Genomic DNA, 14439 nt, shown 5'->3' on the forward strand with positions numbered 1-14439 from the left:
GTCAACGTAAATTGACGGCATGACCGAAGCAACGGATCTCGCCGCACGTGCCGGTGACCGTGACCCGCGGGTCGGGCTGCGGGCCGTCGCCGCGCTGCGGCGGCTGCTGGAGCAGCTCGAAGCCGTACAAGTGAGAAGCGCACGCGTTCAGGGCTGGTCGTGGCAGGAGATCGCGGCCGAGCTGGGCGTGAGCCGGCAGGCCGTCCACAAGAAGCACGGGAGGGTTTGATGTTCGAGCGATTCACGACAGGCGCCCGCGCCACGGTGACCGGCGCCGTGACCCATGCCGAACGGGTCGGGGCCGGCTCCGTCACCGAGGAACATCTGCTCCTCTCCCTGCTGGACCAGGAGGGCAGCCGCGCCTCCTTCGCCGCCGCTGCACTCGGCCTCACCGGCCGCCGCGCATCGGTGGAGGCGGCGCTCGCCGACGCCCGTCGGCGCGGCGGTCTGACCAAGGCCGATACGGACGCGCTGGCCGGTATCGGGATCGATGTCGGGGAGATCGTGGCCCGGGTCGAGGGGACGCACGGCGAGGGCGCGCTGGCCGGTGACCGAAAGAGCCGGCGGTGGTGGTCGGGTCACCGCGCCTTCACAGCCGGCGCGAAGGGCATCCTGGAGAACTCCCTGAGGGTGGCCCTGGGGCGCGGTGACCGCTTCATCGGCGAGGAACACCTTCTGCTGGCGCTCACGGCCCGCCCCGGCGTGGTCGCGGACGTACTCGCGGAACACGGGGCGACGTACGCGACCGTCGAACGGGCGTTGTACGGGGCCGGGGGAGAGGGGCAGGCCAAGGCGGGCTGATTGCGCGTCAAGCCCGCCGGGGCTGCGCCTGCCTGTCATGGCGTCAGCTGTCGGGGGCCCCGTCGGCGGGCTTCCGCAGCAGCGTGCCGATGCGGTCCGCCGCCGTCGACAGGTGCCGCCGGGCCTCCGTCAGCTGGTCCTCCGTTACGCCCCGGTCCCGGGCAGCGTCGCGGATCTCGTCGCGGAAGCGGTCCAGCAGGCGGTCCAGGTCGCGGGCCGGGTCGCCCGAGCCCGTGGAGTCGCTGCCCCACTCCGGGTCGGCGGCGGCCTCGGCGCCGGCATCGGCGTCGGTGGGCTCCGGCTTGACGTACGGCGGCCAGTTGCCCGTCCTGGCGAAGCTCCCCAGCTGGCCGGTGATCTCCGCAAGTCCCTCCCGTACGCCCGTGGGCCAGTCGCCCCGTGCGAAGTGCTCCTGCACCTGACGTGCGGCGTTCTGCATCTGCTCGCTCGCCTTCTCGTGGGCCTCCTTGGCCTGGCGGCGGGCCTGCTGGGCGTCCTCGCGAGCGCGCCGGGACTCGTCCTTCGCCCGGCGGGCCTGCTCCTTCCACTCCTGCTTGGCCTTGCGCAGCTCTTCCTTCGCCGCGCGCCACGCCTCGTTGTCCCCGAAGTCTCCGAAGTCGCCGAAGCCGCCGGGACCTGACTCCCGGTCGCTCTTGGCGCCCGCGGTGTGCCGGGACTCGGAAGCAGCCGCCCGCATGTCGCTGCGCAGCCTGCCCGCGGCCCCGCGCACGTCGTCGCGGATCTCGGCCGCCAGTTCGGCGACCGACTCGCGGATCTCCAACTCCAGATCGGCCAGCTCGCCGCTGCGGCCCGCCAGTTCGGCGCGCCCGGCGTCGGTGATCGAGTAGACCTTGCGACCGCCCTCCGTGGCATGGGTGACCAGGCCCTCGGCCTCCAGCTTGGCGAGGCGGGGATAGACGGTTCCGGCGGAGGGTGCGTACAGGCCCTGGAAGCGTTCCTCCAGGAGCCGGATCACCTCGTAGCCGTGGCGCGGGGCCTCGTCCAGCAGCTTCAGCAGGTAGAGGCGGAGGCGGCCGTGGGCGAATACGGGGGCCATGTCAGAGCACCTTTCCGGTCGGCTCGGTGTCGTACGGACCGTCCTCGGCCGGTGGGCGGCGCAGCAGGGCGATGGAGCCGGAGAGGGTCGTCGCGCGCAGCGTTCCCGTGCCGGCGCCGAGCGTTCCGGTGATCTTCTTCGAACCCCACATGCCGCTCACCCGCAGATCCTCGAAGGCGTTGGAGACCCTGCCGCTCGCGGTGTTCGCCTCGACCTTCGCGTCGGCGGGATGGGGCAGCCGGATGGCGATCTCGCCGGAGACCGTGGCCAGCCGGATGTCGGTGGGCTTCCCGGACGGGTCGAGATCGAGCACCATGGCGCCGCTGACCGATTCGGCGTGTACGGAACTTCCGGCGCCGTCGACGACCGTCAGATCGCCGGACACGGACTGGTAGCGGAGGTCGCCGGTGACGGCCTGGGCCTCCAGGCTTCCGGAGACCGTTTCGCCGCGCACCGTGCCCGAGAGGCCGACGAGGGTGGTGTCGCCGCTGACGCCGCGCACCTCCGTACGCCCCCGGATGCCGGAGACGACAGCTCCGGCGCCGACGACGCCGACCTCCACGGACGAGCCGGCCGGTACGGCGAGCGAGACGACGGCGCTGCGCCTGCGGTTCTTGGGGTCGAGCCACTTGAGGAAGCCGTTCCAGGGCAGATCCTCGTAGGCGACCGTGAGGATGCCGTCCTGCTGGGTCACGACGAGCGGTGGTCCCTCGACGTCCGAGATCTCCAGCCTGGCGTGCTTCTCCTCCGTGCCGACCACGTTGACGGCGCCGTTGACGATGCGCACGTGCAGCGCCGTCACCGGGTCGTCGAAGGCGAGCTTGCGAGGCGCGGCGATGGCCCACGTCGACACCGGCATGGATCTGACCTTCCGTCGGGTGCGGATCGACGCAACATATCGCGTCTCCTGTGGAACACGATATATCGCGGATCGATGAAGTCAAGGCCGGTCGAGGCGTGGGGTTCGGTCGATAAAGTGCACCGAATGTGGGCAAACTGCCCTAGCGTGTGAGGCATGAACGCGACACCCGTAGGAGCGCTGCTGCTGTGCCGGGCCGACCCGGGGAACGTACGCCCACCCGCGCACCTCCTGCGCGAGCCGATGGTGCTCACGCCCGCCGGTGACGACTGGAGCGTGCTCGTACCGGAGGGCAAGCCCTGGCTGGGCGAGGGGCCGGGCGGTGATGGAGGAGAGCCCGTCGACCGGGTTCTGGGCGGCTGGGCCGCCGCACTCGCGGTCGGCTCCACCTGGCCGGTTATCGCCCTGTGGTGGGACGGCGACCGGGCCGGCTGCACCCTCGCCTCGGGATTCCGCCGCCCCGTCGGCTACGTCTGGCTCGCCGACGGCACCCCTGTCGGCGAGGACGAGGCCATGCGTACCTTCGCGGCCCGCCTCGGCCTCGACCCCGTCCTGGACGTCCAGTCGCTGGAGGCGCTGACCCTCCCGGACCCCGACGCGGACGCCGATGCCCGGCTGCGCGGACTGCTCGCCGTCCTCGCCCGTACGGGGGTGGCCCTCCCGCCCGGACTCGGCCCCGGCGAACCCGCCGACCGGCTGCGCTCCGTGGCCGGTGCCCAGCGCGAAGCGGAACGGATCGAATGGGCCGGCTGGCGCGATGCCGTACGCGTCGAACTCGACGCCGTCGAGCGCGGGAGCCTCGGCCCGTGGGTGCGCGGCCCCAGGGCCCGCGCGATCGCCGCCGCCCAGCTCGTCGTGGGTGTCCCGCTGCTGGTGGCAGGCGCCGGGCGGCGCAGTGGCGGCTGGCTCGTGGCGGGTGCGGTGCTGGTGGCGCAGGGTGCCCTGGGGCTCGCCTACAACCGGATCAGGGACGAAGCGGAGGACGGCAGCACCCGCTAGTGCCTAATCGTCCGCCTACGCGTCCTCGTCGTCCTCGTCGTCCAGCCGGGCCAGCCAGGTGGCGAGGCGCTCGACCGGGACCTCGAAGTCGGGGTTGAGGTCGACGAACGTACGCAGCTGCTCGGCCAGCCACTCGAAGGTGACCTCCTCCTCGCCGCGCCGCTTCTCCAGCTCCTCGATGCCACGATCGGTGAAATACATGTGCTGCGCTCGCTCCGGGTGAGGACGGTGATGGTCCCCACCAGGGTATGGCGTGCGGGGGCGGAACATGGCCGGGAACCGTCCCCCGGCACCCCGGCGTCCTGCGCTGTGTGTCTCGCACCGGTCGCGTACTCCCGCTAACCTGCCGGGAGTTGGGGAACGGGGGGTGTCATGGGTGACAGTGAGGCCCGTATTACGCGCATTGAGATGCCGGACGGAACGCCGGTCTGGGCGCGGATCTCCGGGGCCGAGGAACTGGAGCGTCCCGGGGGCGGTCTGGCCTACAAGGACATCGGCTACCCGGACCTGGTCGATCAGGTGCAGGCCAGGGTCGAGAGTCTGACGGGGATCGTGACCAGCGTCGCGCGGTCGCTCGCCGAGCCGCTGCGGGCCGTGCGGCCCGACGAGGTCAGTGTGGAGTTCGGCATCGAGCTCACGGCGAAGGCCGGCAAGGTCGTCGGGCTGCTGGCGGACGGCGAGGCCAAGGGCGGCATCAAGGTCACGCTCACCTGGAACGGCGGTGGGCCGGTCGTCGACCCGCCGATCACTCCGCCCGTGCCCGTGCCCGCGCAGGCACCGCCACCGCCCCCGGCGGCCCCGCCCGCGCCGCCGGCCCCACCGAACCCGCCCACGCCCGCGCGCCCCGCGGGCGCACCCGACGCCGGGCCGGACGCCGGTGCGCCCACCGGCGCATCGGCGCATCCGGGCCAGGAGCCCGCGCCCGGCTGCGGCGGATCATGACAGGGGCGGCCGGAGGGGGCGCAGAGGGCGGATGGGACCGCACCACCCTTGCCCTGATGAACCTCGTGATGGCGGCGACCGTACGCATCCATCGGCCGGACCCCGGGTATGCCCCTGACGGAACCGGCAGAGGCTTCCTGGGCAGCGGCTTCTTCATCGCCCCGAGCTGGGTCCTCACATGCGCGCACGTCGCGATGCAGGGGGAGGGGCGCGAAGTGGACGTGGTGTTCCGGGCCGACCGCGACAGTGCCGCCGAGACGTCCGTCGCGGGGACGGTCGTCGCGACGCTGCCCGAGTCCGGTCCCGGCGCGCCCGGCGGCCAGGGACTCCGTCCCCCCGTCGGCTGGGCCGCTCCCGACCTGGCCCTGATCCGCCTGCTGCGGCCGGTCGACCACGCCTGTGTGTACGTCACGGAGCGCCCGGCCGCCATGCTGCCGGGCGGCACCGTCCACTACGTGGGCTGGACCGGTCCGCGCGACGGGCAGCTCGCGGCGGTGACGGGCGACTGCACGGTCAAGGGCATGTTCGGCGGGCCGGCCGACGCCGAGCAGCAGATCCGGCTGGGCGGGGACTGGCTGGAGCCCGGGATGTCCGGTGGCCCCGTCGTCGACCTGGCCCGGGGCGAGGTCGTCGGCGTCCTCAAGTCACGCCTCGAGGGCGAGCAGGGCGGGACCGCCATCGGCATCGAGCGGCTGCGCACCATGCCCGTACCCGGCGCCACGTCCGTACCCGGCGCGGCACCCATACGCGCCGCCACCGCCGACGGCCCGCCCGCCGATACCTATCAAGCCGTCTTCCACGCCCACGACCGCTATCACGCGGACCGGCACAACAGCCCCGCCAGTACCGAACGGACCTGGGCCGACACCCAGAGCGAACTCCCCGTCAGGCCGGGACGCGCGCTCAGCCCGAAACAGCGCATCGACCTGCTCGGCCGGCTCGCCGAATTCCCGCCGCCCGTCAGCACCCGCGACCTGCTCGACCTCCTGGACGGCCTCCCGGACGTCCACTCGCGCGACCACCGCCCCGCCCCGCGCGGCTGGCGCGACGGGCTCGGCGCGCTGTACGAGGCGCGCGACGGGGACGGCGCGCTCGAACTGATCCTGCGCTACTGCATGGCGGTCGTCGCCGCCGAGCGGCCCTACGGCTTCCCGTCCGCCGCGGCCGCCGAGCGCAACCTGTGGGAGTGGGTCCGCAGGATGGCCGAGGACCATCTCTCCAGAAGCTTCCGCAAAGAGCTGGCCGTGCTGTGGAGCGCCGCGCGCCACCGCCCGGACATGGAGCACCGCAGGCCCGCCGTGGCGCCGTCCGAACCGGCCAGGCGCAGGGAGCGGCTCTTCGTGCTGCTGGCGCTGGAGCTGCGCGGCTGGGAGCAGGGCCGCTACGACTGGCGGATCAGCGTCGGCGACACCATCGGGGACTTCCTGCCCGTGGAGGAGGACGTCCGGGGCACCGCCCTGGCCGACCTGCCGGGCCGGCTCGCCGCGCCGCTGGCCGAGGCGTTCCGGCGCTGCGACGAGCCGGACGGGCTCGCCGTGCTCCAGGTCGCCGTAGGCCGGTCGCTGCTCGGTCTGGACGTCGACAACTGGCGGTTGTCGCCGGGCGATCCGCCGCTCGGAGCCGTACGCCCCGTCGTCGTCCGCTGCTCCGACCAGCTGCCCAGGAGCGAGGAGTGGCTGAAGGAGCGCAAGGCGCGCTGGAACCGGACGGGGGCGGCCGTGATGCGCGCCGAGACGCTCGACTGCGAGGGCGGCATCAAGGTCCGCGTTGCGGAGCCGGACGAACTGCGCACTCTGGCGTACGGCACGGTCCCTCTGCTGTGCCACTACGGCACGGACACCCGGCCCGATGCCGCGGCGGGGCTCGACCGGCTGCTGGCCGGCGGCTTCGGCGTGGCGCTGTGGCGACGGCGCGGCGGAGAGGGCGGAGCGGTGTGTACGGAGTTCCACCGGCGTGCCGCCGACACCGTTGGCGAAACTCGCGCCACTGAGCAATTGCCTTACAAACTGCATGAGTTGAGGAAAGGTGTCCATGCGGGCCGTATTGAGACGTACTGGTCGGACGGTGTGACGCTGTACTACGACGACCCGCACCACCCCCTGCCCGGATCCGAGCAGCTCCTGGAGGCGCCATGACCGGCCCGCCCCTTACGGTGCGTGCATCGGATCGCTACCGTGAAGCACGCTTGGCAACGGCCGCCCCGGTGGACGAGCGACGACGAGGAACGCTATGAGTGAACCCAGTGAGTGGCTCATCTACCGAGGGGCCGGCGAACCGCACGAGGGGATAGGGCGGCTGCCCGAGCCGCCGCCCTGGCGGGACTTCGCCGGGCGCGGGACACCCGCGGACGGCGAGGCGGACGGTTCCGCCGACCGGCGGCTCGGCAGCCACCGGCACATGGCCGAGCTGCACCGGCCGGGCGCCGAGGAACTCGAAATGATCAACGCCGCGCTCTATCTCCGCAGGCCCCTCCTGGTCACCGGGAGCCCCGGCGCGGGAAAGAGCACCCTCGCCCACTCGGTCGCCCATGAACTGGGCCTGGGCCGTGTGCTGCGCTGGCCCATCGTCAGCCGCTCCACGCTCCTCGACGGGCTGTACCACTACGACGCCATCGCCCGGCTCCAGGACGTCCAGATCGCCGCGCACGGCGGGGCCGTCGCGGCGGCCGGGACCGATCCGGCCGACAGCATCGGCAGCTATATCCGGCTCGGGCCGCTCGGCACGGCGCTGCTGCCTTCCGACCGGCCGCGGGTGCTGCTCATCGACGAGCTGGACAAGAGCGACATCGACCTGCCGAACGACCTCCTCAACGTGCTGGAGGAGGGCGAGTTCGCCATTCCGGAGCTGGAGCGGATCGCCGACCGGCTGCCCGACGGCGAGGCCGTGGTCCTCGACGACGACGGCAACAAGGTCGCGATCAGGGGCGGACGGGTGCAGTGCTCGGCATTCCCCTTCATCGTCCTCACGAGCAACGGCGAGCGCGACTTCCCCGCCCCCCTCATGAGGCGCTGCATCCACCTGGAGCTCGGCCGCCCCGACCACCAGCGTCTCGCCACGTTCGTACGCGCGCACCTCGGCGACGAGGCGGCCCGCTCCGGTGACGACCTGATCACGCACTTCCTGGAGCGTTCGCGCGGTGAACTGCTCGCGACCGACCAGCTGTTGAACGCGATCTATCTCACCGACGCCGCCGCCCCGGCCGGCCGTGACCGCCTCGCCGATCTGCTCATCCAGCGACTCGACCGGCCGAGGTGATGCACTGATGCCCGACGTCACGGCGCGGCACGGACCGGACGGGGGTCCGGAGCACTACGACGGGCACCTGCTGACCGCGCTCGTCGCCCGCCTGCGCGAGGGCGGGCTCGACCCCGACGCCGAGCAGCTCTGCGACGCTCTCTGGCTCGCCCGGTGGACCCGTGTCGCCGGAGCGTTACCCGACGGCGCCGAGGATCCGGCCGCGCGCGTCACCCCGCCGGGCGGGGCGACCGCCACCGCACCCGCCGAACGCAGGGCCGAAGGCGACGGTACGCAGGACGCGCCGCCGGAGGAGGCTCCGCAGCAGCCGGAACCCACGGGTCCCGACCGCCGGATCGCCCTGTACCCGGTCCCGCACGGGCCGGGCTCCGGCGACCCCGGCCGGTCCGGCGGCAACGCGCCCCGCGTCGGTCGCGGAGCCGGTGCCTCGGCGCTCCCGCTGGGCGTTCCGGCGGCTCCCGCCCTGCCCGCCCTGCTCGAACTCCAGCGTGCCCTGCGCCCGTTGCAGCGTTACCGGCCCGCCGCACCGCCCCTGCGCACGACCCTGGACGAGGTGGCGACCGCGGAACTCAGCGCACGTGCCGGAGGACTGATCATTCCTGTGTTCCGGGGCGTGGCCCGCGCGGACGCACTGCTCCAGTTCGTCATGGACGCCTCTTCGTCCATGCGGGTCTGGGACCGGATGTTCACCGAATTCCAGCAGATATTCAGCCAGTTGGGGGCATTCAGGGACGTTCAGGTGCGCTATCTGCACCAGGGCCCCGACGGCGCGCCCGCCGTGAGCCGCAGCCCCGACCCGGGCGCCGCCCCCCTGAACTCCGCGGAGCGGCTCAGCGACCCCACGGGCCGCCGGGTCACCGTCCTCGTCAGCGACTGCGCCGGCCCGATCTGGCACAGCGGCCAGGCCCACCGGCTGCTGCACCACCTCGCCCGCCAGGCCCCCACCGCCGTCCTCCAGCCCCTGCCGCAGCGCATGTGGAACCGCACAGGACTGCCCGTCACCTACGGCGTCCTGTCACGCGGCGAGGGCAGCGCCGGAGCCGTCGTCAGGGTCGCCGAGAACCCCGGAGCGCTCCCGAAGGCGCACGAGGGCGCCCTCGCCGTCCCCGTACTGCCACCCGTGGCCGGCGCCCTGGCCGCCTGGGCGGGGCTGCTCGCCGGCACCGGAGGCGGGCGGATCTCCGGAGCCGTCGGCTGGGTGCGCGCGGACCAGCCCGCGGCCGCCCCGCAGCGCACCGGCAGCCGGCCGTCCTCGCTCCAGCTGGTCAGCCGGTTCCGCTCGGCCGCCTCCCCGGCCGCAGGACAGCTGGCCGTCTACCTCGCCGCCGCCCCGCTGTATCTCCCGGTCATGCAGCTGGTGCAGCGCACCATGCTGCCGGACTCCGGCCCGTCCGAGCTGGCCGAGGTGCTGCTCAGCGGTCTGCTCACGCGCAGCAGGAACGACGGCGCGGAGGACGGGCAGTGGTACGAGTTCACGCCCGGCGTCCAGGAGGCGCTGCTCGCCCCGCTCGGCCGGGACGAGGCCCTGCTCGTACTCAAACACTGCTCGGAGTACATCGAGCAGCGCTTCGGAAAGGCGGGCCCGAACTTCCCGGCGCTCGCCCTCGCGCAACTCGGCGACGAGAGAACGGGCTCCACGTACCGCACCGGCCGTCCGGGCCGAGGCGTCGAGCGGGACGGCGACACCGAAACGGACACCGAAGCGGACGCCGACGGGGAGAACGGCGGCTCCCGTGCCCCGCACCCCTTCGCGGAGGTCGCGGCGCGCGTCCTGGAGCGGTTCATGCCGCTGCCCGAGCAGTTCGCCTACTACGGCGAGCGGCCCGGGCGCCACGCCCCCGACCCGACGACCGCCACGGCGGTGGCCCGGGCCCGGGCGCTGATGCGGCAGTTCGAGTCGGACAGCATGGTGCAGTACCTGATCGACGCCGTGCAGCTGCTGCGCGGCGCCACCTACCGCGACCAGGTGTCGGTCTCCGACCCCGAACTGTGGGCCGAGTACGCGCGCTGTCTGCTGCGGCTCTGGGAGGTGCAGGGCGGCAACGAGCTGCTGCGGGAGTCGGAGGAGGCCGCCGAGCGCGCCGCCGCCCACCCCGGGGCCGTACGCGAACGGGCCGTCCTCGCCAAGGTGCTGCACGCGGCCGCCGACGACCGGCGGCGGCGCGGGGACCGGCGCGGCGCCCTGGACCTGCTGCGCCGCGCGGACCGCGAGTACACCGTGGCCTGTGCCGCGCCAGGGCTGGACCCGGCGGAGGCCCTGCGGCTCACGCTGGAACGGGTGCGTGCCCTGGAGGCGCAGTGGCGGCTCGGCGGTGACACCGCCCTGCTCCAGGCGGCCGTCGGCATGCTGGAGGCGTTCGCCGATGTCTGGCCCGACCAGGAGAACCGCCCCACGAGTCTGGTCCTGACCCACGGCCGTGTCCTGCTGCGGCTGACCGGGGCGACCAACGACACCGAACAGTCCCGGGTGTACGCCCGCCAGGCCGCCCGCTCGCTGCGCAAGGCGTTCTCCCCCGGCGGCGCCCCGCACACGACCGGCACCCAGGTACGGATCCTGCTGGACCTGGTGGACGCGCTGCTGAGCTGCGGCGACGAACCGGACGAGGCCGCGACACTGATCGAACAGGCCCTGGAGACCGTACGGGAACAGCGGATGCGCGCCCAGCTCCAGACCAGGGCGGGCCGCGTCCATGTCGCACGGTACGAGCAGAGCGGCGACCCGGCCGAACTGGTCGAGGCCGCCGAGTGGTTCACCCGGGCGGCCCGCGGTGTTCCCCGTGACTCGCAGGATCACGCCGACCTCCTCGCGGAATGGGGGAGCGCCCTGCTGCGCCGGGCCGAACTGCCCGACGGGAAGCGGTACATCGGCGCGGCCGTACGGGTGCTGCGCGACTGCCGTACGGAGACGGCGGCGGGCAGCCCGCGATTGGCGGGCCGGCTGCTGTCGCTCGGCCGTGCGGTGATGCTGCGCCACCGGGCCACCGAGGACCGGGTGGATCTGCGGGAGGCGGAGCACCTGTTCGGCCTGGCCGCGCAGGAGGCGCGCGATCCGCTGATGGCGGCGCGGTGCTGGCTGGCGCTGGGACGGTCCCATCTCGACGCCTCGCGTGTCCTTCAGCGTCCGGCCCGGCTCGACGAGGCGGCGGAGGCGTTCCGTGACGCGGCCGAGTCCGCCAGGACCGCGGAAGCGGAACCGGACGGTCAGCAAGAACGCGAACAGGCAGTGGAGTTGGGTGCTACAGCCAACCACTGGCGGGGTATGACCTATGAGGAGGCGGGCCGGCCCAGAGCCGCGCGCGATGCGTACAGGGCCGCCCGCCAGGAGTGGCGCAAGCTGCCCGACGGAGGCGGTGCGTCGGGCGAGTCGACCGAGGGGCGGCTGCTTGCCCTGGGGCAATGAGCGTTCAACGGCGAGCGCTTTGAGCTGTGTTCGACGGTGAGTACGTCAGGGGTGTGCGCCCGTGCGCGGGCGCACGGCCGCGAACCGAGCAGGACAGCAACGGGGAGTCGTGATGGACCAGTCGATCGTTGAGAAAACCGCGCCGGACGTGACGTCGCACGCCGGGACGGACAGAGCGCCTGACGCCCTGCCGGACTTGCTCGGGCTCGATCTTGCGGCCCTGCGGACCCTCGACCACCCCGTGCTCTCCGCGGTGGTCGCGGACCTGCGGGACCGGGCCGAGCAGCCTCGGGACACGCTGTGGGGTTTCGACAGCGCCTTCTGAACGGGGCGCCGGCACTTGCCGTTCGAGGGGCTACCCGGTCGGTTTCGGCCGGAGAGTCCCCGGGAACAGGACGCGCTAGCGCAGCCGGGTTTGCGTCGGCATCAGGCCAGGGATACTCGCTTCGGACCGGCGGCGGGGGCCGTACCAAGGGCCGTACGCGGACCCGGACAGCATGGGGGTGCCGGAGTGTCCCGGAAGGCTACCTCTGGCGCGGCGCCGTGCGGCGGCCCCGTGACCCCGGCCCCCGACCCCGTCCCTTTCGGACAGTTCATCGTCAAAGTGCACGGACGCTGCAATCTGGCCTGCCGGTACTGCTACCTGTACGAGGGCCCGGACAGCACCTGGCGCGACCGTCCCACCGCCGCTTCGCCCGCCGTCCTGGACGGGGCGGCCACCCGCATCGGCGAACACGCCGCGACCCACGGGCTCCGGAAGGTCGCCCTCGTCCTGCACGGCGGCGAACCACTGCTCGCAGGCGCGGACCGGCTCGCCGCGTTCGCCGCGCGGGTACGCGCACGCGTCCCCGGCTCCTGCACCGTCCGCACCACCGTGCAGACCAACGCCACCCTGCTCACCGACGCGCGCGTCGCCACCCTCGCCCGGCACGGCATACGCGTCGGGATCAGCCTCGACGGCGGTCTGGCGGCCCACAACACCCAGCGCCTGGACCACGCGGGGCGCCCCTCCTGGCCCGCCGCCTCGCGCGGCGCCCGGCTGCTCGCCGAGCGGCACCCGGAGGCGTACGCGGGCATCCTCACCGTGGTCGACCCGCGCACCGACCCGGTCGAGATGTACGAGTCGCTGCTCGCCCTGCGCCCTCCGGCCCTTGACCTGCTGCTGCCGCACGGCAACTGGACCGCGCCACCCCCCGGACTGCCCGCCGACGCACGGCCCCCGGCGCGGCCCGTGGGTTCCGGCAGGCCCACCCCGTACGGCGACTGGCTGTGCGCCGTCTTCGACCGCTGGTGGCGCGCCGGACGCCGCGAGACCCGGGTCCGGCTCTTCGAGGAGTGCCTGGCCCTGCTGCTGGGGCTGCCCGCCGCCACGGAGGCCCTCGGCCTCGACCCGGTCAACGCCGTCGTGGTGGAGACCGACGGAGCGATCGAGCAGGTCGACTCCCTCAAATCCGCCTACGACACGGCGGCGGCCACCGGACTCGACATCTTCCGCCACACCTTCGACGAGGCACTGCGCCACCCCGGCGTCGCCGCCCGCCAGGCCGGCGCCGGCGCGCTCGCGCCGGTCTGCCGCGGCTGCCCGCTGCTCACGGTCTGCGGCGGCGGCCACTACGCCCACCGCTACCGCGCGGGACACGGCTTCACCAACCCCTCGGTCTACTGCGCCGACCTCGACCGGCTGATCCGCCATATCGCGGGACGGCTGGCCGCCACGACCGCGGGAGACCGCCCATGAGTCCGGCCCTGTCCGAAGGCGCGCTCCGCGCACTCGGCCGCACGGCGGGCGACGCGGACACCCTCGGCCTGCTCGTACGCGACCAGGACACCCGCCGGTTCGTGCTCCTGCGCGCCCTGCTCGACGCGGCGGCCCAGGCGCCGGACACGGTCTGCCCACCGGAGCTGCGCGACCGGGTCGCGGCCGACTGGGCGCTCCTGGAGGCCGCCGAACGCGCGGACAGGGCAGCCGTCCGCTCCGTGCTGCTCTACCCGCTCGTGGGCCCCTGGGCCCTGCGCTGTCTGCACGGCCTCACAGGATCGGCGCCGGGACCCGAACTCCGTACCGATCTGGCCCACTTGGGGGCGCTGGCGGTGGCTGCCGCGATCCGTGCCCGGCTGGCCTTCACCGCACGGCTCACCGCACGGGGGCCCGTGCTGGTGCTGCCCACCGTCGGAGCCCTTGAGGTCGGGCCGGGGCAGGTGGACATCAGCGTCGGCGAGGGGCAGTTGACCTTCCGTCAGGAGGTTGCGGGGGATGTCCTCGTACACCTCGAATCCGGGATCGCCCGCCCCTGGGACCCGCGCTGGCGGCCTACACGCGTCCTGCCGCCCCTGCTGGCCGGCGGCGCCCCCGTCCCGATGGACGACCTCGACCCGTACCGGACGGCAGGCGACAGCCCCGAACCGCACGGGCTGAGCGCCGCCGTCCGCCTCGACGGGCCGGCGCGCCTGGGCTGGGCGGAGTCCTGGGCGGGTGTGGCGGCCCAGCTGCGGACCGGCGGCCACCAGCGGCTGACCGAGGCCGCCGTCCTGCTGCGCTGTGTGGTGCCCCTCGCCCCGCCGCCCGGCTCCGGCAGGACCGGTGGAAGTTCCGCGCACTGCAGCGGCACCCGGCGCGAGGCGTTCGGCGCCGTACTCAGCAGCAGGCCCGCCACCCCCGCCCACTTCGCGTCCACCCTCGTGCACGAGCTCCAGCACACCAAGATCGCCGCACTGAGCGCGATGACGCCCCTGCACCACGAGGGCCCCGACGCCCGGTACTTCGCGCCCTGGCGCCCCGACCCGCGCCCGTTCGACGGGCTCCTCCAGGGCGCGGTGTCGCACGCCGCCCTCGCCGACTACTGGCAGCAGTGCGCACTCGGCGCGGAACGTGCCGACCAGCGTGACCTGGCCTGGTCCGAACACTCCCGCAAACGCGAACAGGTGGGTGCCGTACTGCCCGTCCTGGCCGGTTCCGGGGCCCTGACATCCGAGGGGCGGGTGATCGTCAACGAGTTGATCACGCTCTACCACCGTCTGGCGGAATCTCCGGCCCCAACGGGGCATCAGGCACGGGCGAGGGCGTATGTCCGTACGGCCCGGGTGATATGGCAGCAGAGGAAAGACTCGAAACGGCTGTGAACAGGC

The 14439-nt window shown here is 73.5% G+C and carries 13 protein-coding genes; 10 read left to right on the plus strand and 3 right to left on the minus strand.

Annotated features, from left to right (window positions below; all coding sequences use genetic code 11):
• The first annotated feature begins 19 nt into the window (after nt 1–19).
• On the plus strand, nt 20–229 hold the full coding sequence (locus ACWGO0_RS05280; RefSeq protein ID WP_356866897.1) for a helix-turn-helix domain-containing protein: 210 nt from the start codon (nt 20–22) through the stop codon (nt 227–229).
• On the plus strand, nt 229–801 hold the full coding sequence (locus ACWGO0_RS05285; RefSeq protein WP_453528240.1) for a Clp protease N-terminal domain-containing protein: 573 nt from the start codon (nt 229–231) through the stop codon (nt 799–801). The genes ACWGO0_RS05280 and ACWGO0_RS05285 overlap by 1 nt, the downstream gene beginning before the upstream one ends.
• A gap of 43 nt (nt 802–844) precedes the next feature.
• On the opposite strand, the gene ACWGO0_RS05290 is transcribed toward ACWGO0_RS05285, so the two are convergent.
• On the minus strand, nt 845–1858 hold the full coding sequence (locus tag ACWGO0_RS05290) for a helix-turn-helix transcriptional regulator (protein WP_453528243.1): 1014 nt from the start codon (nt 1856–1858) through the stop codon (nt 845–847).
• Nucleotide 1859: 1 nt separating this feature from the next.
• A complete protein-coding gene (locus tag ACWGO0_RS05295) occupies nt 1860–2717 on the minus strand; it encodes a DUF4097 family beta strand repeat-containing protein (protein WP_453528246.1) in 858 nt (285 codons plus the stop codon).
• A gap of 156 nt (nt 2718–2873) precedes the next feature.
• On the opposite strand from ACWGO0_RS05295, the gene ACWGO0_RS05300 reads away from it, so the two are divergent.
• Complete coding sequence (locus ACWGO0_RS05300; protein WP_453528249.1) at nt 2874–3716, plus strand: hypothetical protein; 843 nt, start codon at nt 2874–2876, stop codon at nt 3714–3716.
• A gap of 15 nt (nt 3717–3731) precedes the next feature.
• Here the strand turns inward: ACWGO0_RS05300 and ACWGO0_RS05305 are convergent, their stop codons facing one another.
• Entirely contained in the window at nt 3732–3917 is a 186-nt protein-coding gene (locus tag ACWGO0_RS05305) for a DUF6104 family protein (RefSeq protein ID WP_003966321.1), read from the minus strand.
• Between the two features lie 171 nt (nt 3918–4088).
• Here ACWGO0_RS05305 and ACWGO0_RS05310 point away from each other — a divergent pair, with 171 nt between their 5' ends.
• The 7 genes from ACWGO0_RS05310 (at nt 4089) to ACWGO0_RS05340 (ending at nt 14433) form a co-directional block, all read left to right on the plus strand.
• Nucleotides 4089–4658: a CU044_2847 family protein gene (locus tag ACWGO0_RS05310; protein WP_453528253.1), complete on the plus strand. Its 570-nt coding sequence runs from the start codon at nt 4089–4091 to the stop codon at nt 4656–4658.
• Between the two features lie 56 nt (nt 4659–4714).
• Entirely contained in the window at nt 4715–6793 is a 2079-nt protein-coding gene (locus tag ACWGO0_RS05315; RefSeq protein WP_453528256.1) for a VMAP-C domain-containing protein, read from the plus strand.
• Between the two features lie 94 nt (nt 6794–6887).
• Nucleotides 6888–7913 (plus strand): AAA family ATPase, encoded by a 1026-nt coding sequence (locus tag ACWGO0_RS05320; RefSeq protein WP_453528259.1) that lies wholly within the window; start codon nt 6888–6890, stop codon nt 7911–7913.
• A 7-nt stretch (nt 7914–7920) separates the two neighbouring features.
• Nucleotides 7921–11313, plus strand: coding sequence for an SAV_2336 N-terminal domain-related protein (locus tag ACWGO0_RS05325; protein ID WP_453528262.1), 3393 nt, complete (start codon nt 7921–7923; stop codon nt 11311–11313).
• Between the two features lie 112 nt (nt 11314–11425).
• Nucleotides 11426–11638, plus strand: coding sequence for an FxSxx-COOH cyclophane-containing RiPP peptide (gene fxsA, locus ACWGO0_RS05330; RefSeq protein ID WP_453528265.1), 213 nt, complete (start codon nt 11426–11428; stop codon nt 11636–11638).
• 231 nt (nt 11639–11869) lie between these two features.
• The gene (locus ACWGO0_RS05335; protein ID WP_453528268.1) at nt 11870–13051 is read left to right on the plus strand and encodes an FxsB family cyclophane-forming radical SAM/SPASM peptide maturase; all 1182 of its coding nucleotides are present in this window, start codon (nt 11870–11872) and stop codon (nt 13049–13051) included.
• Nucleotides 13048–14433: an aKG-HExxH-type peptide beta-hydroxylase gene (locus ACWGO0_RS05340; RefSeq protein WP_453528271.1), complete on the plus strand. Its 1386-nt coding sequence runs from the start codon at nt 13048–13050 to the stop codon at nt 14431–14433. Before ACWGO0_RS05335 ends, ACWGO0_RS05340 begins: the two co-directional genes overlap by 4 nt.
• The last annotated feature ends 6 nt before the right edge of the window (nt 14434–14439 follow it).

It is taken from the genome of Streptomyces sp. NPDC055749, from assembly GCF_053617235.1.